This window comes from Bacillus ectoiniformans (genome assembly GCF_016908875.1).
Lineage (GTDB): Bacteria > Bacillota > Bacilli > Bacillales > Domibacillaceae > Bacillus_BX > Bacillus_BX ectoiniformans.
On the sequence record NZ_JAFBES010000001.1, the window covers coordinates 285,665 to 308,625 of the forward strand.

General features: G+C 40.8%; 22 protein-coding genes and 1 riboswitch. Of the genes, 6 read left to right on the forward strand and 16 right to left on the reverse strand.

Annotated elements, in window-relative coordinates; genetic code table 11:
• Positions 1-146: 146 nt before the first annotated feature.
• From nhaC to hppD, 6 genes are all read right to left on the reverse strand, one after another.
• Positions 147-1,583: a Na+/H+ antiporter NhaC gene (gene nhaC, locus JOC78_RS01435; RefSeq protein ID WP_204552298.1), complete on the reverse strand. Its 1,437-nt coding sequence runs from the start codon at positions 1,581-1,583 to the stop codon at positions 147-149.
• Between the two features lie 106 nt (positions 1,584-1,689).
• Entirely contained in the window at positions 1,690-2,847 is a 1,158-nt protein-coding gene (locus JOC78_RS01440; RefSeq protein WP_204552300.1) for a homogentisate 1,2-dioxygenase, read from the reverse strand.
• Between the two features lie 15 nt (positions 2,848-2,862).
• Entirely contained in the window at positions 2,863-3,966 is a 1,104-nt protein-coding gene (hisC, locus tag JOC78_RS01445) for a histidinol-phosphate transaminase (RefSeq protein WP_204552302.1), read from the reverse strand.
• Positions 3,967-3,996: 30 nt separating this feature from the next.
• On the reverse strand, positions 3,997-5,298 hold the full coding sequence (fahA, locus tag JOC78_RS01450) for a fumarylacetoacetase (protein ID WP_204552304.1): 1,302 nt from the start codon (positions 5,296-5,298) through the stop codon (positions 3,997-3,999).
• A gap of 17 nt (positions 5,299-5,315) precedes the next feature.
• Positions 5,316-6,287 carry a hypothetical protein gene (locus tag JOC78_RS01455; protein WP_204552306.1) on the reverse strand — a complete coding sequence of 324 codons (972 nt, stop codon included), beginning with the start codon at positions 6,285-6,287 and terminating at the stop codon, positions 5,316-5,318.
• Between the two features lie 30 nt (positions 6,288-6,317).
• A complete protein-coding gene (gene hppD / locus JOC78_RS01460; protein ID WP_204552308.1) occupies positions 6,318-7,436 on the reverse strand; it encodes a 4-hydroxyphenylpyruvate dioxygenase in 1,119 nt (372 codons plus the stop codon).
• Between the two features lie 250 nt (positions 7,437-7,686).
• On the opposite strand from hppD, the gene JOC78_RS01465 reads away from it, so the two are divergent.
• A complete protein-coding gene (locus JOC78_RS01465; protein ID WP_204552310.1) occupies positions 7,687-7,920 on the forward strand; it encodes a DUF1450 domain-containing protein in 234 nt (77 codons plus the stop codon).
• A gap of 319 nt (positions 7,921-8,239) precedes the next feature.
• Here the strand turns inward: JOC78_RS01465 and thiE are convergent, their stop codons facing one another.
• The 4 genes from thiE to JOC78_RS01485 are packed head-to-tail and all read right to left on the reverse strand — an operon-like array spanning position 8,240 to position 11,414.
• A complete protein-coding gene (gene thiE / locus JOC78_RS01470) occupies positions 8,240-8,908 on the reverse strand; it encodes a thiamine phosphate synthase (RefSeq protein ID WP_204552312.1) in 669 nt (222 codons plus the stop codon).
• A gap of 2 nt (positions 8,909-8,910) precedes the next feature.
• Complete coding sequence (gene thiD / locus JOC78_RS01475; protein ID WP_204552314.1) at positions 8,911-9,735, reverse strand: bifunctional hydroxymethylpyrimidine kinase/phosphomethylpyrimidine kinase; 825 nt, start codon at positions 9,733-9,735, stop codon at positions 8,911-8,913.
• Entirely contained in the window at positions 9,722-10,558 is an 837-nt protein-coding gene (gene thiM / locus JOC78_RS01480) for a hydroxyethylthiazole kinase (protein WP_204552316.1), read from the reverse strand. Before thiM ends, thiD begins: the two co-directional genes overlap by 14 nt.
• A gap of 31 nt (positions 10,559-10,589) precedes the next feature.
• On the reverse strand, positions 10,590-11,414 hold the full coding sequence (locus JOC78_RS01485) for a uroporphyrinogen-III synthase (RefSeq protein WP_204552318.1): 825 nt from the start codon (positions 11,412-11,414) through the stop codon (positions 10,590-10,592).
• Between the two features lie 189 nt (positions 11,415-11,603).
• On the opposite strand from JOC78_RS01485, the gene JOC78_RS01490 reads away from it, so the two are divergent.
• Positions 11,604-11,981: a YuzC family spore coat inner layer protein gene (locus tag JOC78_RS01490; protein ID WP_204552320.1), complete on the forward strand. Its 378-nt coding sequence runs from the start codon at positions 11,604-11,606 to the stop codon at positions 11,979-11,981.
• A gap of 10 nt (positions 11,982-11,991) precedes the next feature.
• Here JOC78_RS01490 and thiW read toward each other — a convergent pair whose 3' ends face one another.
• From thiW to JOC78_RS01505, 3 genes are all read right to left on the reverse strand, one after another.
• On the reverse strand, positions 11,992-12,459 hold the full coding sequence (gene thiW, locus JOC78_RS01495; RefSeq protein ID WP_204552322.1) for an energy coupling factor transporter S component ThiW: 468 nt from the start codon (positions 12,457-12,459) through the stop codon (positions 11,992-11,994).
• Between the two features lie 107 nt (positions 12,460-12,566).
• Positions 12,567-12,672: riboswitch (TPP riboswitch) on the reverse strand.
• Positions 12,673-12,755: 83 nt separating this feature from the next.
• Positions 12,756-14,855, reverse strand: a complete 2,100-nt coding sequence (locus JOC78_RS01500; protein ID WP_204552324.1) for a methyl-accepting chemotaxis protein — start codon at positions 14,853-14,855, stop codon at positions 12,756-12,758.
• A 138-nt stretch (positions 14,856-14,993) separates the two neighbouring features.
• Positions 14,994-15,920 (reverse strand): superoxide dismutase, encoded by a 927-nt coding sequence (locus tag JOC78_RS01505; protein ID WP_239586926.1) that lies wholly within the window; start codon positions 15,918-15,920, stop codon positions 14,994-14,996.
• 334 nt (positions 15,921-16,254) lie between these two features.
• Between JOC78_RS01505 and JOC78_RS01510 the strand changes: the two genes are divergently transcribed.
• The 4 genes from JOC78_RS01510 (at position 16,255) to JOC78_RS01525 (ending at position 20,755) form a co-directional block, all read left to right on the forward strand.
• On the forward strand, positions 16,255-17,487 hold the full coding sequence (locus JOC78_RS01510) for a hemolysin family protein (RefSeq protein WP_204552326.1): 1,233 nt from the start codon (positions 16,255-16,257) through the stop codon (positions 17,485-17,487).
• Between the two features lie 108 nt (positions 17,488-17,595).
• Positions 17,596-18,132: a YhcN/YlaJ family sporulation lipoprotein gene (locus JOC78_RS01515; RefSeq protein WP_204552328.1), complete on the forward strand. Its 537-nt coding sequence runs from the start codon at positions 17,596-17,598 to the stop codon at positions 18,130-18,132.
• 125 nt (positions 18,133-18,257) lie between these two features.
• On the forward strand, positions 18,258-19,001 hold the full coding sequence (locus JOC78_RS01520) for a MerR family transcriptional regulator (protein ID WP_204552330.1): 744 nt from the start codon (positions 18,258-18,260) through the stop codon (positions 18,999-19,001).
• Positions 18,998-20,755, forward strand: coding sequence for an ABC transporter ATP-binding protein (locus JOC78_RS01525; RefSeq protein ID WP_204552332.1), 1,758 nt, complete (start codon positions 18,998-19,000; stop codon positions 20,753-20,755). Before JOC78_RS01520 ends, JOC78_RS01525 begins: the two co-directional genes overlap by 4 nt.
• 125 nt (positions 20,756-20,880) lie before the next feature.
• On the opposite strand, the gene JOC78_RS01530 is transcribed toward JOC78_RS01525, so the two are convergent.
• The 3 genes from JOC78_RS01530 to JOC78_RS01540 all read right to left on the reverse strand — a co-directional run bounded on the left by JOC78_RS01530 (position 20,881) and on the right by JOC78_RS01540 (position 22,806).
• Positions 20,881-21,477 (reverse strand): membrane lipoprotein lipid attachment site-containing protein, encoded by a 597-nt coding sequence (locus JOC78_RS01530; RefSeq protein WP_204552334.1) that lies wholly within the window; start codon positions 21,475-21,477, stop codon positions 20,881-20,883.
• Positions 21,478-21,495: 18 nt separating this feature from the next.
• Positions 21,496-22,296 carry a CPBP family glutamic-type intramembrane protease gene (locus JOC78_RS17695; RefSeq protein ID WP_204552336.1) on the reverse strand — a complete coding sequence of 267 codons (801 nt, stop codon included), beginning with the start codon at positions 22,294-22,296 and terminating at the stop codon, positions 21,496-21,498.
• A 120-nt stretch (positions 22,297-22,416) separates the two neighbouring features.
• Positions 22,417-22,806, reverse strand: coding sequence for a carboxymuconolactone decarboxylase family protein (locus tag JOC78_RS01540; RefSeq protein ID WP_204552338.1), 390 nt, complete (start codon positions 22,804-22,806; stop codon positions 22,417-22,419).
• Positions 22,807-22,961: the final 155 nt, after the last annotated feature.

The following is a 22,961-nucleotide window of genomic DNA, read 5'->3' on the forward strand; positions in this document are numbered from 1 at the left end:
TTATTCAAATAACAATTCTCTTTTTTCACAGACATTCTTCACGTTAAACAGTCAAATGGAAGATGTCCTTCCGTTATAGATCTGACATCCATTTTAAGCACAACTAAAAACACTAGCCGGACAAAGTCCGCCTAGTGTTTAGTGATTCATATAACTGAAGAATTATTTGAAGAATCATTCATTTTTTGCTGATCCAAACTAACTGCTTCTAAGGTTGCTAGTTCTTTTTTTATCCCGATACCTGTAAATGCTAATAAAATAGAGAAAATCGGACACAAGTAAAGAAGGATGGCATATGGCAGGTAAGTTAAGACAGGTACACCAAGCGTGCTTGCAAAGAAAGCTCCGCTCACTCCCCAAGGGATCAAAGGATTAATAAGAGTGCCTGCATCTTCAAGTGCTCGGGAAAGGTTTAGCCTCGAAAGTCCTGCCTGCTCATATACTGGCTTAAACGTTTGACCCGGCAATAAAATGGATAAATATTGCTCTCCCGTTAATAGATTAATACCTATAGAAGCAGCTACAGTTTGAGAAACAATCGCTCCCGTGTTTTTAATGCCCGCCACTGTTTTTTCAATTAAACTTTGAAGCAGACCCACTTCTTGAATGACTCCGCCAAAAGCCAATGCAACAAATATTAAAGATACAGACCACATCATTGACTGGAATCCGCCACGGTTAACAATTCCGTCGATAATTTCATTTCCTGACTCAAGAGTAAATCCATTTTGTATCGTATTCATTAAGTTTGCTGGATTAACAGCTCCCTGCAATAAAGCTGCTGTTAAAAGACCGCTGATTAACCCGATGATAATTACTGGTATCGTCGGCATTCTACGATAAGCAAGCACAACAACTAATAATGGAGAAAGAAGAGTTAACCATGAAATGGAAAATGATGATTGCAGTGCTTGATTTGCCGCAGTAATTTGTTCAATACTTGCGCCTCCTGATTCTCTTCCAATAAAGAAGAACACCACGTATGTGATAATTAAAGCTGGAACGGTTGTCCACATCAGATGGCGAATATGATCAAAAATATCTACTGAAGATACACTGGAAGCGAAGTTAGTTGTGTCAGATAATGGAGACATTTTATCTCCGAAACAAGCTCCACAAACAATAGCTCCCGCAGCTATACCAAGATTGATATCCAACCCAATGGCAATCCCTATTAAAGCAACGCCAACTGTTCCGATGGTAGTAAATGAACTTCCCGAAAACGAGGAAACAATAATGGTCAATGTTAAAGCACTAACTGCAAACCATTCTGGAGAAATAACTTGAAAGCCATAGTATAACAATGTCGGCACGGTTCCGCTCATCATCCAGACACCGATCAGCATACCGACTAGGGAAAGAATGATCATTGGAACAACGCCTGAAGCAATACCTTTTGTCAGTCCCTGCTCAATTTGTTTCCATGAACACCCCTTCACAAAGGCAACAACAGCCACCAACACTGCCGCCATAACGATAGGAATATGAGGTTCTAGCTTAAGAATAAGTAAACTGTAAATCATTAATGCAATGACCGCAAAAAGAAGAATAAGAGAAGTAGAAAAATTCAGTTTTTTCGGCATATGAGCCCCTCTTTCACAAATTATTTCAATATGCTACTCACTGGTAACGCTTACAAACATTAATAGGCGGAATGACTGCTAAAAAAGCAGTCATTCCTGTTACTTATTATTCAGGGAGCCAACTATACATATAAGAATCATCTTCATACGAATGAGCTTCTGTGACAATATAGAGCGGACGGAAAGTATCAATCATGACTGCCAATTCCTTCGTTTCTTTCTTGCCAATACTTTCTTCCACTTTTCCTGGATGAGGGCCATGCGGTAATCCGCTTGGATGAAGAGTAATCGATCCTTCTTCAATTCCTCGGCGGCTCATGAAATCACCATCAGCATAGTATAGAACCTCGTCGCTCTCTACATTGCTGTGTACATATGGGGCAGGAATAGCATCTGGGTGGTAATCATATAATCTTGGAACAAAAGAGCAAATAACATAATTATGCGCTTCAAACGTTTGGTGTACTGGCGGCGGCTGATGAACTCTTCCTGTAATTGGCTCAAAATCATGAATACTGAAGGCATACGGGAACAGGTAGCCATCCCATCCGATCGCATCTAGAGGATGGTAGTCATAAGTATAAGAAGTGATCATGCCCTGCGCCCGGACACGAACTTCAAACTCGCCTGCTTCATCTTTCATTTCAAGCTTTTCAGGCGGACGAATGTCTCGCTCACAAAATGGTGAGTGTTCCAGCAGCTGGCCGAATTCATTACGATAACGCTTCGGAGGCATAATGGCAGAATTCGATTCAACGATCAAGATTCTAGCTTCCTCTGATTCAAGTACTACTCGGTAAGTAGTGCCAATAGGAATGACAACATAATCACCAGGCACAAATGATAGCTCACCGAAAATACTTTCGATTTTTCCTTTCCCTTCATGAACAAACAGCATTTCATCTGCTTCTCCATTACGGTAGAAATAAGACATCTGTTCTGTTGGCCTCGCGATTCCTATAGCTAGGTCATCATTTGCCATAAAGATCTTTCGCGCTTCTAAGAAATCTCCTCCAGCTTTTGTATCCCACGTGCGAAAATGACGATGCTTCAGCGCATCTTTCGCTTCATATTCATATTTAATTTCTTTTAGCTTTTTCGCAGCCCGAATCTGTGTTGGCGGGTGTGCATGATAAATAATCGATTGAATGCCAGAAAACCCTTTTGTTCCCATCACTTGCTCATAATATAATTCTCCATTTTCTTTTCTGAATTGCACATGGCGTTTATGAGGGATAGTTCCCATCTTTACATAATGCGGCATGTAAGATTCTCCTCTCTAGTTCAGCACTTCTTTTAATGTTTTTATAAACGTTTCATTTTCTTCTTCCGTACCAATTGAAACCCGAATTGTTTCCGGATAGCCAAGAACGCCGCCTGAACGGACGGTAATCCCTTTTTTAAGCAGTGCTTCAAACACTTCATCCCCGCTTCGTCCCAACTGGATCATGACAAAGTTTCCTTGTGATGGGAAATAGCTTAATCCCATCTTTTCAGCTTCTGAAGAGATGTATTTGCGTCCTTCCTCATTCGATTGAATACATGTTTGAAGGAACTCTTCATCTTGAAGAGAAGCGATTGCTGCCGCTTGAGCCATTCGGTTCGTATTGAAAGGTTCTTTTACTTTCATTAATTCCTGTACAATTGAAGGATTCATCACACCATAGCCGATGCGTAATGCAGCGAGGCCATAGATCTTCGAAAATGTTCTAAGTACAATTAAATTCGGGTATGAGGCAACAAGAGGAACTGTATTTAAATAATCCTCTTCTGTCACATATTCAAAATACGCCTCATCAACGACGATCAGCACATGCTCAGGTACTTTCGAAATAAATGCCTCTAACGCCTGCTTGCCGACAATCGTACCTGTCGGGTTATTAGGGTTGCAGACAAACACCATGCGTGTCCGGTCATTAATAGCAGCAAGCATGCCATCTAAGTCGTGTACACCATCAATGAGAGGAACAATGGCTGGCGTCCCTCCTTCAATTCGTACATTCGTGTCGTATCGAGGAAATGTGACATTGGCCATCACCGCTTCATCACCTGTGCGGATGTAGCTGCGTGTAATTAAATGAAGAATTTCATCTGACCCATTCCCGATAATGAGCTGTTCAGGCTGTACGTTTAGTTTTTTCGCCAGTGCTTCAGCTAAGACAGGAGCCGTTCCCTCTGGATAAAACGCAATATTTTCAAGTTCTTTCATCATCGCTTCTTTCGCCATTTTAGAATAGCCCAGCGGATTTTCATTTGAAGCAAGCTTAATCACTCGCTCAAGCCCTAATTCCCTTTTCACTTCTTCGATCGGCTTACCCGGTTTATAAACGCCGAGGCCGTCTAATTCTTTTCTAGCTGTAATTTTTTGTTCAAGCAGTGCCATGCCAATCCCCCCGCGATTATCATCTCGAATTTATTTAGATGCTTTGACCATTGATCCTTTAGATGCAGACACGTTTCCATGAGCAGGAAGTATTTTTCCTGTCACTTCGCCGAAGCCAATTCGATATCCGTTACCTTGACACCAGCCTGTCATCGTTAAGCGATCCCCATCTTCAAGCCATACACGCTCTTTGCCGTTAGGAAGTTGAATCGGTTCTGCTCCTCGCCATGATAACTCTAGCATACTGCCTCGGCTTTCTTTGTCAGGTCCGCTGATTGTGCCAGAGGCCAGCAAGTCTCCCGGACGCAGGTTACACCCATTTACTGTATGGTGAGCAATTTGCTGCGCCATGTTCCAATACAAGTATTTAAAGTTACTGACAGCAAGCTTAGATGATTCTTCCATCTCTTCCCCTTGCAAATGAACTTCTAATTGAATATCGAACGCGCCTTGTTTATCCGTCTGTAAATAAGGAAGCGGTTTCGGATCCTGATTGGGTCCTGCCGTTCTAAAGTCTTCTAAAGCTTCTACAGGAATCACCCAAGGAGAAATAGATGTCGCGAAGTTTTTCCCTAAAAACGGACCAAGCGGCTGATATTCCCACGCTTGTATATCACGCGCGCTCCAATCATTCACAAGTGTCAGGCCAAAGATTCTGTCCTCTGCTTCTTCAATAGAAACAGGCTCCCCTAACTGATTGCCTTCTCCGATAAACCAGCCCATTTCTAATTCAAAGTCCAGCTGGCGGCACGGACCGTAAATAGGTTCATCACTGTCAGGCGTTTTCATTTGACCCATCGGACGGCGAACATCTGTGTTGCTGACAACAACCGAGCTCGCACGGCCATGATACCCAACAGGCAAACGCGTCCAGTTCGGCATTAGCGCGTTTTCTTTTCCGCGGAACATGATCCCCACATTTGTTGCATGTTCTTTAGAGGCGTAAAAATCCGTATAGTCACCAATTTCTGCCGGGAGCAGCATCGTTGCCTCAGACTGCAGAACAAGTGCTTGCTCCTTTAATTCTGAGTCATCTCGAAGTGTCGGCACATCTTCACTTAATAAGTGCTGGATTTGGCTGCGGACTTCCTTCCATACTTTCTTCCCAAGGGCCATATACGCATTTAAAGACGGCTGGCTAAATACTTCTTTCTGAGCCACACCTGTTTGATTGAAAAGACCCGCTTCATCTAATACGGCTAAATCTAAGATATACTCTCCGATGGCTACTCCGACTCGGGGTTCTTTATCCTTCGTCTGAAAGACCCCATAAGGAAGGTTTTGAATGGGGAAATGCGATTCAGACTTTACCTCAATAAAAGACCGTTTCATAGTTGTTCTCCTTTCTGTTATAAAATCCCAAGAGCTTCTAGGTCTTCACGCGGTTCATCAAAGCTGCAGCTTCCGTAGGAGCAGACAAATTTCTTTCTTAATCCGCTTATTTCTTCAGCAGTCAGGCTTGCATCTTTCCAAGCTAGCTGATCACTAGAAAAAGTGAAGTGTCCCGGTGCTTCGTCTGTTAAGATCTCGATCACTTGTTCTTTCGTTAAATTGTGTCTATGTGCAAGCATTCCAGCCGCAAACACATTTAAGAATCCATGCATTTTGGTTTGAACTTCGTCTCGATACATCCGGATCGGGTGATGGAGGCCAGCCGTAAATTTTAAAGACAGCCCTCTATCACGGCAGCCAATTAATACGTCAGCAGCTCGTTCTGGCGCTGGAAAAGCGTCTGGTGTCAGCCCGCCCATTCTCATTTTCACGCCGAGTGTGCGCTCATTCGCTTTGTTATGTAAAGCCAGGGCATCTAAAGCTTGAGTTAAACCAGTGTGCCAATCTAGATGTTCTGGAACAGAGACCTCACAAAATGTCTTTAACTCTAATTCACCTGTTTGACTAGCAATCTCTGATAATAATGACTGATTTAGTTCAATCGCAGGAAGAGGAAGTTCAAATACCTCTACCTTCGCTTCTTCGGAAAACTGGCTTCTAAATGATTGAATATGGCTCATGTTCATTTTCAAGTTTTGGATGGCATTTTTTTCGTCCAATCCTTTTTGTCCAATGGCAGATATCGTCATCGGCTGTTCATTTGAGAACATGGAAAGGAACGGAGAAAGGTCCGCTAATTGCGCTGCTGGTATAATAAATGGGCCGAGCATCCAAGCGTGTTCCCCGCGGCAATAATGAGCATAATTCTGCACCGCTTCATTAAGCGGAAGTTTAGCCGGCGGAAATAAGCCGGCATAGTCAATTAATGTTGACAAGAATGCTTGAGTGCTCGCATGTGTAACTGATGAAGTAACATGTTCTGCCTTCAAAAGCGTTCTCCCTCCTAATTTCGAATGTGATTAAATGTTGCCTCGGCGTTCCTGCTCACGCTCAATAGATTCAAAAAGAGCTTTGAAGTTTCCGTCTCCGAATCCTTGCGCACCTTTACGCTGAATAATTTCGATAAAGAATGTCGGACGGTCAACAATCGGTTTAGTAAAGATTTGCAGCAAGTAACCTTCGTCGTCACGGTCAACTAAGATGTTTAAATCCTGCAGCTTCTTCACATCTTCATCAATTTCCCCAACACGATTCGTTAACTCTTCATAATAAGTAGCCGGCGTTTCTAAGAATTCCACATTATTGGCTTTAAGTGCGCTGATCGTTCCGATGATATCGTTTGTTAAAAGAGCTAAATGCTGAACTCCTGCACCATTATAGAATTCTAGATACTCTTGAATTTGAGATTTGCGTTTTCCTTCAGCCGGTTCATTAATTGGGAATTTAATGCGTCCAGTTCCATTCATCATAACTTTTGACATCAAAGCGGAATATTCAGTTGAAATGTCTTCATCATCAAAATGCTTCAGTACATTAAATCCAAATACTTTTTCGTAATAAGAAGTCCACTCATCCATGACTTCTACGTTTCCAACAATATGGTCAACACCGATCAATCCAGTAGTTTCAGAGTTTACCTCGAATTCGTAAGATACATAACCTGGCATAAACGCACCTTTGTAATCTACGTTTTCAACAAGAGTATGAATCGTGTCTCCGTATGTTCCAATGATTGCTTTTTTGACTTTACCGTTTTCGTCTTCTTCCGTCCAAGGCTCACGAAGGCCGATGCCGCCGCGCTCCACTGCACCTTTATATGCTTCTTCAATATTTTTAACTTTTAAGGCAATATCCTTTGCTCCTTCGCCGTGAAGCTTAACGAATTCAGCCACATCCGTGTCTGATTGCAAAGCACCAGTGATAACTAGGCGAATAGCTCCTTGTTCAAGAACATAAGACACACGATCACGGCATCCTGTTTCTAGTCCTCTATATGCTTTAATACTGAAGCCAAATGCTTTTGCATAGTAGTAGGCAGATTGTTTCGCATTCCCTGCATAAATCTCTAAATGGTGAATGCTTTGAACTGGAAATACTTCTTCTTTTTTCTGATTTTTTTCTTTAAGATTTTGAGACATATATATCCCCTCCACAAAATAAAAATTTAATTTTTTCAAATAGTTTAATTCAAACAACTATTTGTAATGTTTTAAATGTTATAACATACATTTCCATCTTGCAAGCGCTTACATTAACGCGTTTTCTCTTTCCTGTATTATTTATTTAACGCGATAAAGCATAGTTGCGTTGTCGCACATACTTGAGATATTTTCTGCACATCTTTTAATATATAAATCAAATATTTTCTAAAAAAAGGAGCCTGCTAACATGGAGATTATAGCTAAATTCTGCCCCTGCAATTTTGAAGATGAACTGGATGAAGTCAAGGAAAAACTGAGTCAAATGCCTAATACAGAAGTAATTGAAGAGCGCTGTTTGAATTATTGCGGGCAATGTCTAGTGCAGCCCTATGTGTTAATTAACGGAGAAAATATCGTAGCTGATTCACCAGAAGAATTGTTTATGGAAGCGGAAAAATACATTCAAGAGATTGAAAATTAAAAAATACCCCTGCAAAAAATCTTTAATAAAAAATTTTTTCATCATTTCTCTTGTTTTTAATTAATTATTATTGTGCCAAAATATTAAGCTAATTCCCTTCATTTCTCACAAAAAGAGTTCAGATCTGACTTTCGATCTGAGCTCTTTTTTGATTATTAGCTGCAAGGATCCTGCTCAACCCTATTCCATTTTTTTATATAAAAAATAGATTCAAATGCAAGAAACAAAAAAATGGAGTACAAAACTTTTTATCGTTTTATACTCCATTTTGAAAGCTTAACCTTTGTATACTGAAAGGTTTAACTTTTAAGCAATTTCATTAGTCTTTATTCTTTATTTCAGCCTCACGCACCATTTTTATTAATTTTTTTGAACTGTCCTTGGGTGACTCCGATAAACTAATTGCGCTAATAACAGATACCCCATCCGCTCCCGCCCGTATTACTTCTTGGGCATTATCTTCATGGATACCGCCAATACCTACAATCGGAATTGTCCAACCTTCATTTCGAATTTGCTGAATCAGTTTGGTTCCTTGCACAGATTTAGCATCTTGCTTTGTAGTCGTTGGAAATATGGGACCTATTCCAAGATAGTCTGCTCCAAGTGAAATAGCCGTTTGAGCTTCATCTAATGTATGAACGGATACACCTAGCCATTTGCGGCCTATTTTATTTCGTACTGCATCAACTGGCGCATCATCCTGGCCAATATGCACACCATCGGCTCCGAGCTGAACGGCTAAATCTACATCATCATTAACGATAAAGGGGATATCCTGTGTTTGGCACACTCGCTGAAGCCGTTCCGCTAGAAGATATTTTTCACGGCCTGTCAATGCACCGGCTCCTTTTTCTCTAAATTGAAAAAGCGTAATTCCGCCATCAATCGCTTCTTTTAACACATCTACTGGCTGTTTTTTGCTGTTTATACTTCCCATAATGAAGTATAGACTGAGTCTTTCTTGTATCGTTTTCGATATGGTCATTGTCAGCCGCCTCTCTGCTTTTTTCTTTGCTTATACGCCCAGTGGTTGGTTGGTCCATTCCCGTTCCCGATGTGAAGATCATCTTCAATCGCAGCCTGGATAAAGCATTTAGCTGTTTCAGCAGCTTGTTTTATACTTCGACCTTTGGCTAGCTCTGCTGTAATGGCAGCAGCGAATGTGCACCCTGTTCCATGTGTATTTTTTGTGGGTATGCGGCGGCTTGTATAGTAAATTAATTCTTTGCCGACAGACAACAAGTCTATCAGTTCCCCGGTTTCTTCTAAATCCTCAGCATGTCCACCTTTGATGACTGCATATTTCACCCCAAGCTGATGCAGCCTTTTAGCTGCTTCTTTACGATCATCCAGCGTTCGAATCGCCATACCAGTTAACGCTTCCGCTTCCGGTATATTAGGAGTGATGACTGTGGCTAGAGGAAGCAGATGCTCTTTTAAAGCTTGAACCGCTTCCTGCTGCAGCAGAGAAGCTCCGCCTTTGGCAATCATAACAGGGTCAACTACGACATTTTTCCAGCCGAATTTTTTGATTTGATTGGCTGCGGCCATAATGATTTCACCGCTGAACAGCATGCCCGTTTTTACTGCCTGCGGCTCAAGATCTGTCCCTATGGCATATAATTGTTCCTCCACAGCTGAAGCAGATAACGGATATACTCCATGTACACCTGTCGTATTTTGAGCGGTTACCGCTGTAACGGCGGACATGCCGTATACCCCGAGCTCTTGAAATGTTTTCAGATCGGCTTGAATGCCTGCTCCGCCTCCGCTGTCTGATCCCGCTATTGTTAACGCTTTAAATGGTGTCATTCTCTGAATCCTTTGTATGTATGACGTTAAATCGAGCTCGTTTAGTCAAATCATTAGCTGAAACAAGAGCCAGCTGATTTATAAATTCTATTTGGAAGCTGCCCGGTTTTTCACTTCCCACTATTTCAACGGCTTTTTCTGCTGCTGCCCCATAGGCTGAAACGGCCGAATAAGCAGCGGTGAAATAGTCCGATTCAACAGCTAAAAATGCACCGATTACCGAAGTTAATAAACAGCCTCCTCCTGTTACTTTTGTCAGCAGCGGATGGCCATTTTCCACAAGGCATGTCCGGCTGCCGTCTGTAATGATATCTGTCTCTCCTGAAATCACTGTTAAAATTCCAAACTCTCTTGCTACTGTTTCAGCCAGCTGCTGAGGATCGCCTTGGCCTTGAACAGAATCGACTCCCTTAATCGCCCAATGTCGACCTGTTGCATTGGCCGCCTCAGCCGCATTGCTCCGCATAAGGGACACCTTAACTTCCCGCAAGATTTTTTTCGCCATTTCTGTCCGGTACGGAGTGGCCCCTGCACCTACAGGATCAAATATGACTGGCACTCCATGCCGATTAGCTGATTGTCCTGCAATAATCATAGCCTTTACTTTTGTTTCATCAATTGTCCCCATATTTAACACCAGTGCATCAGCGACCTTGGCCATGTCAGCTACTTCCTCTACTGCGTCTGCCATAATGGGAGATGCCCCTATAGCTAATAATCCATTGGCTGTAAAGTTAGCCACTACTATATTGGTAATATTGTGAATGAGAGGATTTCCTTCTCTCACTTTTGAGAATGTTTGACTCACCGCAGATACATCCATTTTTTTATCCCCTTTGATTTTATATTTTCTTTCAATCTCCATGTTCTTTTTTAGACTCATAATAACGAGACAATTCAATAATCAGCGCACCCATTCTCTCCTTTTCAGGTGTCAGCACCCTTTTGACCCCTTCATTCTTCAATGCTTCTGCCGTCACTTTTCCTACCGCACAAGCTTCCACATGTTCATTGAATAAGCGAATAATTTCTTGTTTAACTCCTCTTTTTCTTGCAAACTCAAAAAGCGATCGAACCTGAACCGCTGTAGTAAAGCATACTGCATCAACCTTACTGTCAATCAGTTCTTTGTATAATGTTTCAGCTATATGATCGTCAGCGGGAATATGCTGATAAGGAAGAAGTAAAAGAACTTCCGCTCCATTGCTTTCAAGAAATTCGGTTAAAACAGGAGCCGTTTCTCCATGAAGCTGAATCGTTACGCGCTTATTCTTAAAGTCGTGACCTTGTAAAGAGCGAATCAACCCATTTGTCGTACCATCATCATCTGTAACAATTGGCTGAACTCCCAGCTTCTTTAGTGATGCTACGGTTTTATATCCTCTTGATGCTATGTTTGCCTTTTGGATGACAGTCAGAAATTCATTGCGAATATTTAATTTGTCCGCCATATCAACAAGAGCATCCGTTCCAACCCCTGTTGTGAATATAAACCAGTCTGTTTGCCGCTTAATCAATTGCTTTAAATCCGGCAATACATCTTCTTCTGCCAAAAAAATGGTTCCCTGAAGCGGACGTGAAACCGGATGTCCGCCTTGCTTTTCAATTAATGTACTCATTTCCTCGACTTTTCGCGAACCCGCAATGACGATACGCTTATTATTCAATCCTTTTGCCAAGACAGTCACCTCATTCAAATTTTCTGTTTTTCCGACTGTAACATAGAAGGCTAAAAAAAACTTGAGTTAAATTTTTTGATCAGCCTCTAGTGTTAAGCCGAATTGCTTCTGTCTAATCGCCTGAATCATACACTCAAAAAACATTTCACCGTATATTGTAAAAGATGAATAAATAGGAGGAATGCGCGGATGATCTTTAACTGCCCCTATCATTGCGGCCACCCGGCCTTTTACTCTCACCCTATTTACTTTACGCCAGTTGCCTCTAGGCAATTTCCAAAGGTCGATGCTTCACTTTTTAATCAATCAGCCATTGAGATGGAAAATCTAATGAAGGATGCTCAGCTGCTTATAAAAAAATTAGCCGCGTCTAAAGATCTTGATCAAAAGATCATGTCGGCTGCTCAGCAGTCAAATAATAAAGAAGTAGATCGCCTCATTCAATCAACTGGTATTCAATCGACAGTTGAAACATCATTTACGCCTGACGGTCTTCATTTAAACTTCATTGGAAAAACGAATGGGTATGACTGCTGCCATTTAACGATCGCACTGAAATGGAGGTAACTTTTACGCATTAGTTTATTGACGCTTTCCAAACCTTTAGCTTGTAAAGCCGCTGAACAAGCACAAAACCTATTACTGCTCCAATCAAACTGCTGACAAAGAAAGAAGGCAGGAAAAAGAAAAAGCCAGCCGTTGTGCCCATGAATAGTTTGGCATATGGTACAGCAAATAGCGGCGCCATCATTCCTGAGCCAATCATCTCACCAACCGAAGCACTCCAAGTTCGATTCGTTTTATGATATAGCCACCCCGCAGCAAAGGCCCCGATCATGCCTCCTGGAAAGGCTAATAAGGAACCTGTTCCTAATACATTTCTTAACAGCCCAGTTACAAAAGCAATGATGACGGCCGGACCGGGGCCAAGAAGTACACCTGCTATCACATTCACTGCATGCTGTACTGGGTATGCTTTAGCCACTCCAGCCGGAATCGCTAAAAAAGATGATCCAAATGTTGCAATCGCAACAAATAACGCCATTACAGTTAAATGGTTAACCTTTCTCAGCTATCTCACCTCCCTTTCTTAACGTAAAAAAACCAGATCCGGTATATAGGATCTGGTTTAAATATGTGCATAAGAAAATAGGCGTTTTCACACTACTTCCCTACGCTGGTACAAACCAGATCAGGTTCTTAGAGTTGAAAAGCATTCGCTTTTCTCTCAGCCAAACAGGCACCCCTAGTAGTAAAGATTATTTTTTTATAAAAGCAATCTCCTTATCTGACTGCGACTATAGTATAAATGATTCCGAATCATTTGAAAAGAGTAAATAACTATAGAGTAAAGCGATTAACGACTTCTTCTAATTCATTAGCAATTTGATTCATTTGTTCAGTTGTCTCTGCCACCCGTTCAAGCTCTCTTTGCTGCTCTGAAGCCGATGCACTAACCTGTTCAGCAGAAGCAGCCGTTTGTTCGGAAATAGCAGAAACACTTTGAATAGAGAGCATCGCTTTTTCTTTGTAGCCGATCATATCTTTCAATTTAGCAGTAAGGTCACTGACTGATTGACCAAGATTATATGCAAGCTCTGCATTATGAGTAAAGGCTGATTCCGTATCAGAAACAGACTGGTTTTGACCTTCCATGAGTTGAATATTCTCTGTAATAATTGATACTGTCTGACTCATCTCTTTTAAGATTTCCTGTACGGTTTTTTGAATAATATCTGTTTCTTTACTGGATTGCTCCGCTAATTTTCGTACCTCTTCCGCTACAACAGCAAAGCCTCTCCCATGTTCACCCGCTCTCGCTGCTTCAATACTTGCATTTAATGCTAATAAATTTGTTTGAGCAGTGATCCCATGAATAGACTCAATCACCTTATCAATATCTGAAATCTTAATAGATAATGCCTGAATTTGTTGCTGAATCTTTTCGTTCATGTCATTTGTAGCAATATTATGCTCACGAAGCAGCTTTACTTGCTCCATTCCCTGTTTAGTCGATTGAGCTGTTTCTTGAGATAAGTCGTACATTTCATCAGAAATAGTTGAGAGAAAATCGATTTGCTCAGAAAGATCAACCATTTGATGGTTCGTATCTTCCGTGTCTTCCGATTGTTGTGAAGCACCTTGTGCAATTTCATCAACAGCAACCGACACTTCCTGGCTAGAAGCAACAACTTCTTCAAATATGTCATGAACTTTCTGCGCAGATAAATTTAACTGATGTGAAGATCCTTTAGCAGTATGGATGACGTCACTTGTTTTTTGCAGCATATCATTAAAAGCAACAGCCACCGCTCCAATTTCATCTTCGCGAATATGAGACTCGTTTACAACCTTGGTCAAATCACCAGAAGCCGCCATTTCCAGCGATTCACGCAAATAAGTCAGCGGCTTCAATTGTTTATGGATAAACCAGAACGTCACACTAGACATCAAAATAATCATTAAAATGGCTGCTGTGATTGTCATCATTAAATTCGTCATAAACGGTTGAAGAATAGTTGACTGTGGAACGACTGTTTGAACAGACCAAGTTTCCTTTATCTCTTCAACCTCCACAGGTGCAAATGCATTGAAGGCTTCTTCTTTTAATTGTTTAGAGTCTACATTCAGAGTAGAAGTTTTGTCATTATCCAAGTTAGATTTTATACTTTTCCAATCAATAGAATCTTTCATATTCGAACCAATTAACTTTTGATTAATGCTGTTCGCGACTAGAAAACCTTGATCCGTCACAATACTTGCATATCCGCCAGCCGGTTTCATGCTTTTCACTAAGTCATTCAGAAAGTCAATTGAAAAATCCGCTGTAATGACTCCTAGGAATGTACCATCTTCTGCTGATAAAGGTACAGAAATGGTCGCCATTAAAACGCTGGATCCACCGGCTTGATATTCGTAGGGCTCTGTTAAAATTGCTCGGTTTTCTTTTCTGGGAATTAAATACCAATCCCCGCTGCCATCCTCTTCGTAATCACTTAAAGGTTCGACTTTTACATTCTCACCGTCTCTATATAAATAAGGAACAAAACGCTGATTTCCATCTACTAATTGCTTGTTGACATCAGGCTCGATTGGTACAGTCCCATTTTCCAAAATCATAGCCATTCCAAAAATATCTGGGTTCTCTTTTAAGTTGTTTTCAATTACGTTTAATGTTGTACTGGCAGTAAGTTCCCCTTCCGCATTTAATGATTCAAAAATATGCTTCGTTGTTCGTAATGTTTCATTTGTTTGATTGAACCTTTTCTCTATTTGAGCTGCGTAAAGTTCAGTATGTTCTACTGTACTTTTTTCGGTGCTGGTTGTACTGGATTTATACAAATTAACATTCGTTACAATTGAATAAATCATAAACAATAATAAAAACAATCCAATAATCAGCCCGGAAAGTTTTAAGGAAATACTTTTACTCTTTTTCATATTAGTTTTTCTCCTTTTCTGACCCCTGTAAGATATATAAAAATTTCATTATGTTATATCCTGCTACTATTTTTTTCAATAATATTAAAATCGACAAAATTCGATAATTGTTAATAGGCAAAAAAAATTAGTTATTCATCAATACGGTTTCCACTTCAATTTCTTTGCTTCATTAAACCGTTTAGTCACTTGCTTCCAGCAAACCACATTCCACCATGCTTCCACGTAGCCCGCCCGATTATTTTGATGCTTCAAATAATACGCGTGCTCCCAAACATCTAAAACAAGAAGAGGAATGACGTCCCACTGACTAAGATTTTGATGCTTTTCCGCCTGAAGAATTTCCAGCCTATGTGCTCGTGGCGCCCATACTAAAATCGCCCAGCCTGAGCCTTCCACAGCTTTTGCCGCTTCAGAAAACTGCTTCTGAAACTGAGCAAAGCTTCCGAACGCGTCATTTATCTCTTGCAGCAGCTCGCCAGACGGTTTCCCTCCACCTTCTGGACACATAATCTCCCAAAAGATTGTATGCAAATAGTGACCCGCTCCATGAAAAGCCAGCTCCCTTTCCCAATGCTTAATTAGCTGGTAATCATTGACCAGACGAGCTTGCTGCAATGCTTTTTCTGCTTTATTAAGACCTTCCACATAACTTCGATGGTGCTTATCATGGTGCAGCCTCATCGTTTTTTGATCAATATGAGGTTCAAGCGCATTATATGGATAGGGAAGAGGCGGAAGTTTATGCTGGCCAATAGGTACGGCCATTTGTCTTTCTGCAAACTGAACCTCTCCCAAATCTAATTCATTAAATGGCTGAGTAAAAGAAATACCTGTATAAACCTGTTCACCTTCAAGATATAAATCTTCAGCCATCTTTTTCAGCTGTTCACCTTCTATATCCTCTATGTCATTTAGTGAATCGCGAAACTTCTCTACTCTCTCTTTCCAAGCTGCTAACTTGTCATGTTCCCTTTGATCACATAGATCGATGAATGTTTCCTGCTGCTTCAGAAGATCTTCCGTCCACTGTTTCATCTGATCCACATAGCTCTCTTTATTCAAACCATTCGCCCCCTTTTCCTATTCACTGTTCATCCTATGCACACCAAACAGCACCGGTTCAAATAAATCCGCTGCCAAAAAGCAATTATCTTTACACCATAAAGGTTTATCCTTATCATTAAGGGAAAAATGAAAAGTAAAAGCCGTTTGCCCAGGTGTGAAGGGCAAATAGGCTTTAACCCAAAAGGCGCTCTTTGCCTTTAGGGTTAAAGATCTTTTGACCCAAGCACCTAACGGCTTTTACTAGACACACCGAAAAGTAAAAGCCGTTTGCCCAGGTGTGAAGAATAGCCCATACCTGACATGATCGATACATATTTAAGGAGGAATTTACTTGTTATTCGCGATACTTTTTTTTATGCTTATGTCCTTCTTTTTATCAGGAAGCGAAACAGCTTTAACTGCAGTAAATAAAATGAAAATTAAAACAAAGGCCGAAAACGGTGATGTGAAATCAAAAAAACTATTAGACCTTGTCTCTAAACCCGATGAGTTAATTACTGCGATATTAATTGGTAATAACATTGCCAATATTATGCTTCCTACCCTCGTGACGATTATTGCCTTAAAGTATGGCTGGAATGTCGGGATCGCTACTGGAATATTAACTGTTGCACTCATTGTGTTTGCAGAAGTGGTTCCTAAAACAATCGCGGCCACTTTCTCTGAGAAAATTGCCTACATTGTAGCCCCAATTATTTCGTTGCTGGTATTTGTTCTTAAACCGCTTACTTTTCTATTATCAAAATTTACTGGAATCATCATTTCATTTTTATCTAAAGGAAAAGTAAAAGAAGCTTCTTTTTCAAAAGAAGAATTAAAAGTGATGATGGATATTGCTTCAACGGAAGGAACCTTTCAAATAGATGAGACGGAAAGAATTAAAGGTGTGATCGACTTCTATACAAAAGGTGTTCGTGATGCCCTTAAAACCCCCCGTATGGACATTGTCGGCATCCCATTGGGAAGCGATTTCAAGGCGGCACAAGATATTATTTTAAATAATAACTACACCAGATATCCTGTATATGATGGGGATATGGATAGCATCGTTGGTGTTTTTCACTCAAAGCTTTTGCTAAATTGGGCATTAAACCCCGATCAAAAATTAGAAGATTTCACCGATAATCATCCCTTGTATGTGGTAGAATCCACTCAGATTGAAAAAGTATTTAAAATGATGATAAAAGAGAAAAAGCATTTAGCCATTGTCCTTGACGAATACGGCGGCACATCAGGAATTATCAGCCATGAAGATATTATTGAAGCGATGATCGGACAGGAAATTGAAGATGAAACGGATGTTGAGGAAGATAAACTGATCGAAGAAATAACCGATTCTTACATCGTTTGTAACGGCCGCCTTCCCCTCTATCGTTTAAATGAAGTGTTCCATACAGATTTACCCGAAGAAGAAGGCATTGTCGCAGGGTTTATATTGCATGAACTTGGATACGTTCCAAAGCCTGGTGCCTCTTTAAAGTATGAAGATTTACATTTTGAAATTCTGCAGATGGAATACAACCGGATTCAGAAAGTGAAAATTAATAAAGCAGTTGATCATTAAACTCTTGCCTTCATGCAGGAGTTTTTTCTTTTTTTACAATATTTACACCGTATCTTTCTGTGAATTCTGTTGACCTTAATAAAGAATCAAAAAGAAGGAGGAAATTCAATGAGAAAATTATCTTTAGGCTTCACCTTTTTATTAGCTATCCCTTTATTCGCTGCTTGTGCTGGTAATGAGGAAGGCAGAAATGACACGAACCAAGGCATGGAGACTCGTGACGTTCGTTACAATAATGTCGGTTACGATGTCAGAGATGTGAATGATGGTAACATGGATATGGACCAAAATGATGTAACTCGAAACGAAACACGCATGGAAGTAGCTGATGATGCAGCGAAGGAAGTAGTCGACTTAAAAGAAGTAAAAGAGGCTAACGTGATTGTCACTGAAAACAATGCCTATGTGTCAGCCGATCTAACGGATAATTACGAAGGTGAAATGACGAAAGAGATCGAGAAAAAAATCTCTCGTGCAGTGAAATCAGCTGACAATGACATTGATAATGTGTATGTGTCAACGGACCCTGATTTCATGAACCGTATGACTGGATACGGCGATCGAATTCAGCGCGGCGAGCCTGTAGATGGATTCTACGATGAATTTACTGAAACAACGAGAAGAGTGTTTCCAAACGCGAGATAAGTACATTGAGCACCAGCCGTTACTATGAATCGTAGCGATTGGTGCTCTTTCCTTTTCTTTGAAAAAATATTTGTATCTGACGTTACATTATGATTTATCATAGAAGTAACGAAAGGGTGAAATATATGTATTCCATTGGACAATTCGCCAAGAAAACAGGCATGACGATTCGGACGCTCCATTATTATGATGAAATTGGACTGCTGAAACCAGCGCACATCGATGCAATTGGACGGCGCAAATATAGCGATAAAGAACTTGCCGCAGTGGTCAAGATCTCTACATTAAAATACTTAGGCTACCCGTTAGACGAAATGAAAAAGCTTTTGCATGCGGATCGCGGAACGTTAAAGGAATCCCTGCAATGGCAAAAGAAATTATTAGAGAAAAAACAGCTTGAATTGCAGCAAAGGATTCGCTCTATTGAACATACAGCGGCCCTTCTTGATGGGAATGAGAACGTAAATGATTCCATTCTATTTTCGTTTGTGCGAAATGCTCAGTTAGAAAACAAGCAAATGGAAGTACTGGCGGATAAAATGCCAGAAAACTTGAAGCCTATCTTACATATTTCAGATGCTGATAAAATTGAGATCGAGAAGATATATGTCAATAAGCTTTTAGCCATGCAGGAGTTAATGAAGCAATCCGTTGCTCCAAATGAGCCGGTGGCCGAGCAATTTATTCATGAATTTATTACGGAAATCTCCGCTTACTTCCCGTTAAATTCTGTCCGCGAACAGGATGATCTAGAAGAGTTAAACCAAGCGATCGATCAGGAAGAAGCACTCTTTCCATACCCTTTATCCGAACAAGAAACGAAGTGGTTTCAAGAGGCGGCAGAATATTACTGGGAGGCTAAAAGATGAAGAGAGACGAATCAAAAGCCTCTCGCTCTTCCCTGCGTTCACTTTGGGCATTTCTGCAATCCATTCATTGGCCAAGAAAACTGGTGATCATTGCACTTATTCTTGCTTTAGCCGAAACTTTCTTTAAACTCGCAGTCCCTCTTTTCACGATGCGCCTCGTCGATGGATTGACTGGAGAGACTTTTCAATGGCAGGGAATCGCCATACTCATTACCGTCTTTCTGCTTCAAGGAATCTCGGGTGGGTTTTCCTACTATCTCTTATCTAAAATCGGAGAGACCATTGTCAAACAGCTGCGCAACCGCTTATGGGGACACGTACTGCGCTTACCTGTCAGTTACTTTGACAGCCATGAGACTGGGCAGACTATGAGCCGGATTACGCAGGATACTGGGGCACTAAAGAATTTAATTACCGGCCATTTAATTAATGTGATCACCGGAATCATTTCCATAATCGGTTCCATCGCATTCCTGCTTGTGCTTGATTGGAAAATGACACTTATTATGCTGACAAGTGTTCCGGTCATGTTGCTGATTATTCGGCCACTTGGCGCCATGATGTATAAGATTTCTCGGCGTACTCAAGATGAAACCTCTAATTTCTCCGGACTTCTTGGCCGGACACTGTCCGAAATCAGATTGGTGAAGTCCTTCCACGCGGAGAATAAAGAGGAGGTCAAAGGAAATAATGGCATTGACTCTCTCTACACACTTGGCTTAAAAGAAGCAAAAATCCTTTCCATCATTTCACCTGTCATGACATTTATCATTATGGCTGTTCTCGTTGTCATTTTAGGGTATGGCGGCGTGCGGGTATCTGAAGGTGCACTCTCTGCCGGCACGCTTGTAGCGATTATCTTTTATTTGTTTCAAATCATTGTTCCCTTTACACAAATGGCTTCTTCCTTCACCGCTTTTCAAAAAGCAGCCGGGGCAACGGAACGTATTCAAGAAATAATCAAAATGTCCCTAGAGCCGCTTGACCAAGGAGGCTTGAAGGAATGGAGCAATGATCCTCTGCACTTTAACCGGGTATCATTTAGCTACTCAAAAGAGCAGCACATTATTAAAGACGTCTCATTTACGATTCCTCCTGGAAAGACAACGGCGATTACAGGACCAAGCGGCGGCGGAAAAACGACTCTGTTCGCATTAATTGAACAATTTTACCAGCCAGATGCAGGAGAAATTCTGCTTGGAGAACGTCCTGCAGAGGCGTTTGATCTAGCTTTTTGGAGAAAGTCCATTGGTTATGTGTCGCAGGAAAGTCCGTTATTATCCGGCACGATTTATGAAAATATCTGCTATGGATTAGATGAGTCAGTTCCTATGGAGAGAGTTGTTGAAGCGGCGGTCTTAGCTAATGCACACCCATTTATTGAAGATCTGGCCGATGGTTATCAAACTGAAATTGGCGAAAGAGGGATGAAGCTTTCAGGAGGCCAGCGCCAAAGGATTGCTATTGCCAGAGCCTTAATCGCAGACCCTGAGCTGCTTTTACTTGATGAAGCCACATCAAGCTTGGACGCTGCTTCTGAAAATTTAATTCAAGAGGCACTGATCAAGCTAATGGAAGGACGAACATCGGTCGTTATCGCTCACAGACTGTCTACCGTTCTTCACGCCGATCAAATCATTTTCTTTGAAAACGGTGAAGTGACTGGAACGGGTACACACGAAGAACTATACGATCAGCACGCGATGTATCGAGACTTAGTCAATTCACAGGGCTTGCAGAAAGCAAACAGCTAATTCTTTCTCCAAAGAAAAGAACCACTCATTGTTAATTTTTGTGAGTGGTTCTTTTATATATGTTTTGTTGCACAACTATCAAGAGTGGCAATCTATTTTATTCTCTCAAGCTGTTAAAGTGTTCATTATTTCATTTCTTCTTCAATAGATACCTTAACAACAAACGCCCAATCCGCTACTTTAGCTGCTTTATTTATATCACCTTCCGAGGAGATCCGGCCATCTTTATTCGCGATCAGCCCCCACATGGCTTCATCCTTTCCTTCTTTCACTTTGATCGACTCTTCAATAGGAACAGGTCCATACGCATACTCTTCATTAAATTTCGGTACGGAAAAATGAGAAGAACTGTAGCCTTTTTTATTTGATGAGACAGCCAAAACAGCATCAAACATGTTCTCATTGGTTTTCAAAGAAAATGTCAACTCATCGTCAAGACCTTCTTCAAAGGAAGTTCCAAACGCGTTCGATGATTTGGTTAACTTTCCTTTTTCCCATATTTCATATTTAGTTTGAAGAATTTTATAATCCCCGTCATATTTCAAATGCACCGCTCCTCCTATTAATCCCATGTGCGGCTCTAATTTTTTCGTGTCGCCGACAAACAACTGAGACGGTTCGATTGTTAAATATCCTTTCTGACTTTTAGGCTCTTCGCTGCTGCAAGCACTAAGTAAGAAACCGATTGCCACAGCGACGAGCGTTAATATAATTTTTTTCATAATGCAGCTCCCTTAATATTAGGATGTGAGAGCCTTTTTTACTTCAGGAGGCTCATCAGCTGTCAAACTTTCACAAAAAATCGCACGAAATTTCCATACAAAAAAGAACATGAGCAACGGAATGATATATCCCGTTAGTTCAGAAGCAATCGTATTAGTCCCATTTTCAATGATGAAGATACCTCCGCCGCCATCGCCCACCATGCCGTTAAACATTCCATAGCAAACGTTCAACCCCCAGTGCAAGCCGGTATTGGCCCAAATGGAGCCTGTGTACATAAATGCATAGGTTAAAGACAGGCCTAAAACAACTGAAAATATGGTATTTCCGAGACTAAATCCTTCCATCCAAATATCCTCCATTGAATACAGAAAGACAGAGAGCACGAAAATTCGCGGGATCGATAGTTTATCTTTTAATTGAGCAAATACAAAGCCCCGTACGATCAAATCGTTCACTAGTGAGCCTAAAAAGAATCCTCCTACAATTTCTAAAGTCATCCAACCCATATCTGGTCCAGCATTTATTCCTTTTATTTCAAAAGCCCCGAAAGCGTATTCTATGCCGTATTTATTCGCCCAAAAAGAAAAGCCGATTAGAAATCCATAAAGTAAATTCCGCCTCCATTTTGCATGAAAATGAAGACCTAATTCTCTAAACCCGCCTTTGTTGGTCCACTTCATCACGAAATAAACAAACGGGAAAAACAAACCTATAGCAGCTAATTTCCAAACTACATTCGGCGCCCACTGGACGGATAGCTGGAAATACAGATCAAGTGCTAAGAAACTCACAATAAATACAATCCATGTCTTCACGAAAACATCCACTCCATTTTATAACCCATCTCCATTTTTATGGCATGAGAATGGGACTGCCTCTTTGCTAAACTTAATCATTAGCAGACAGCCCCTCATTCTTATCATTTATATGTATTCTTATTGGTTAGATTCATCAAATACACTTTTAGCAGTGGTTAACGCCTGCTGTACTTTAGGAAAACCAGTGTAAGGGATTAACTGAATGATACATTCACTAATTTGTTCCTTAGTTAATCCTGCTACGAGCCCTCTTTTAATATGAGTGGCGATTTGTGTCGTCATTCCCTGTGTAACTAGAGAGGCAATCACGATCAACGTTCGTTCTTTATTATCAAGATGCGGCCGGCTGTAGATGTCTCCATAAGCAAACTCGATAATCCATTTTCTAAATTCTGGCGCCACTGAATCTAGCGGATCACTCATTTTTTGCCCGACTGCTGCCTCAGGCAAATTAGCTGTATATTCTCTAAATTTTTTCATTCCTATTTCGTACCTAGTTTCTTCCATACCTATTCACCTCATTATATGACTTACTATTGATCATTCTCTATGATTGAAAAAATTCCTGCCAATATTGTCGATATAGAGGAAATTTTCTGTAAAATACTTGCATATCATTCTATTTTTTTATCATATTAATAATCAAATATAAGAAGGTCAGT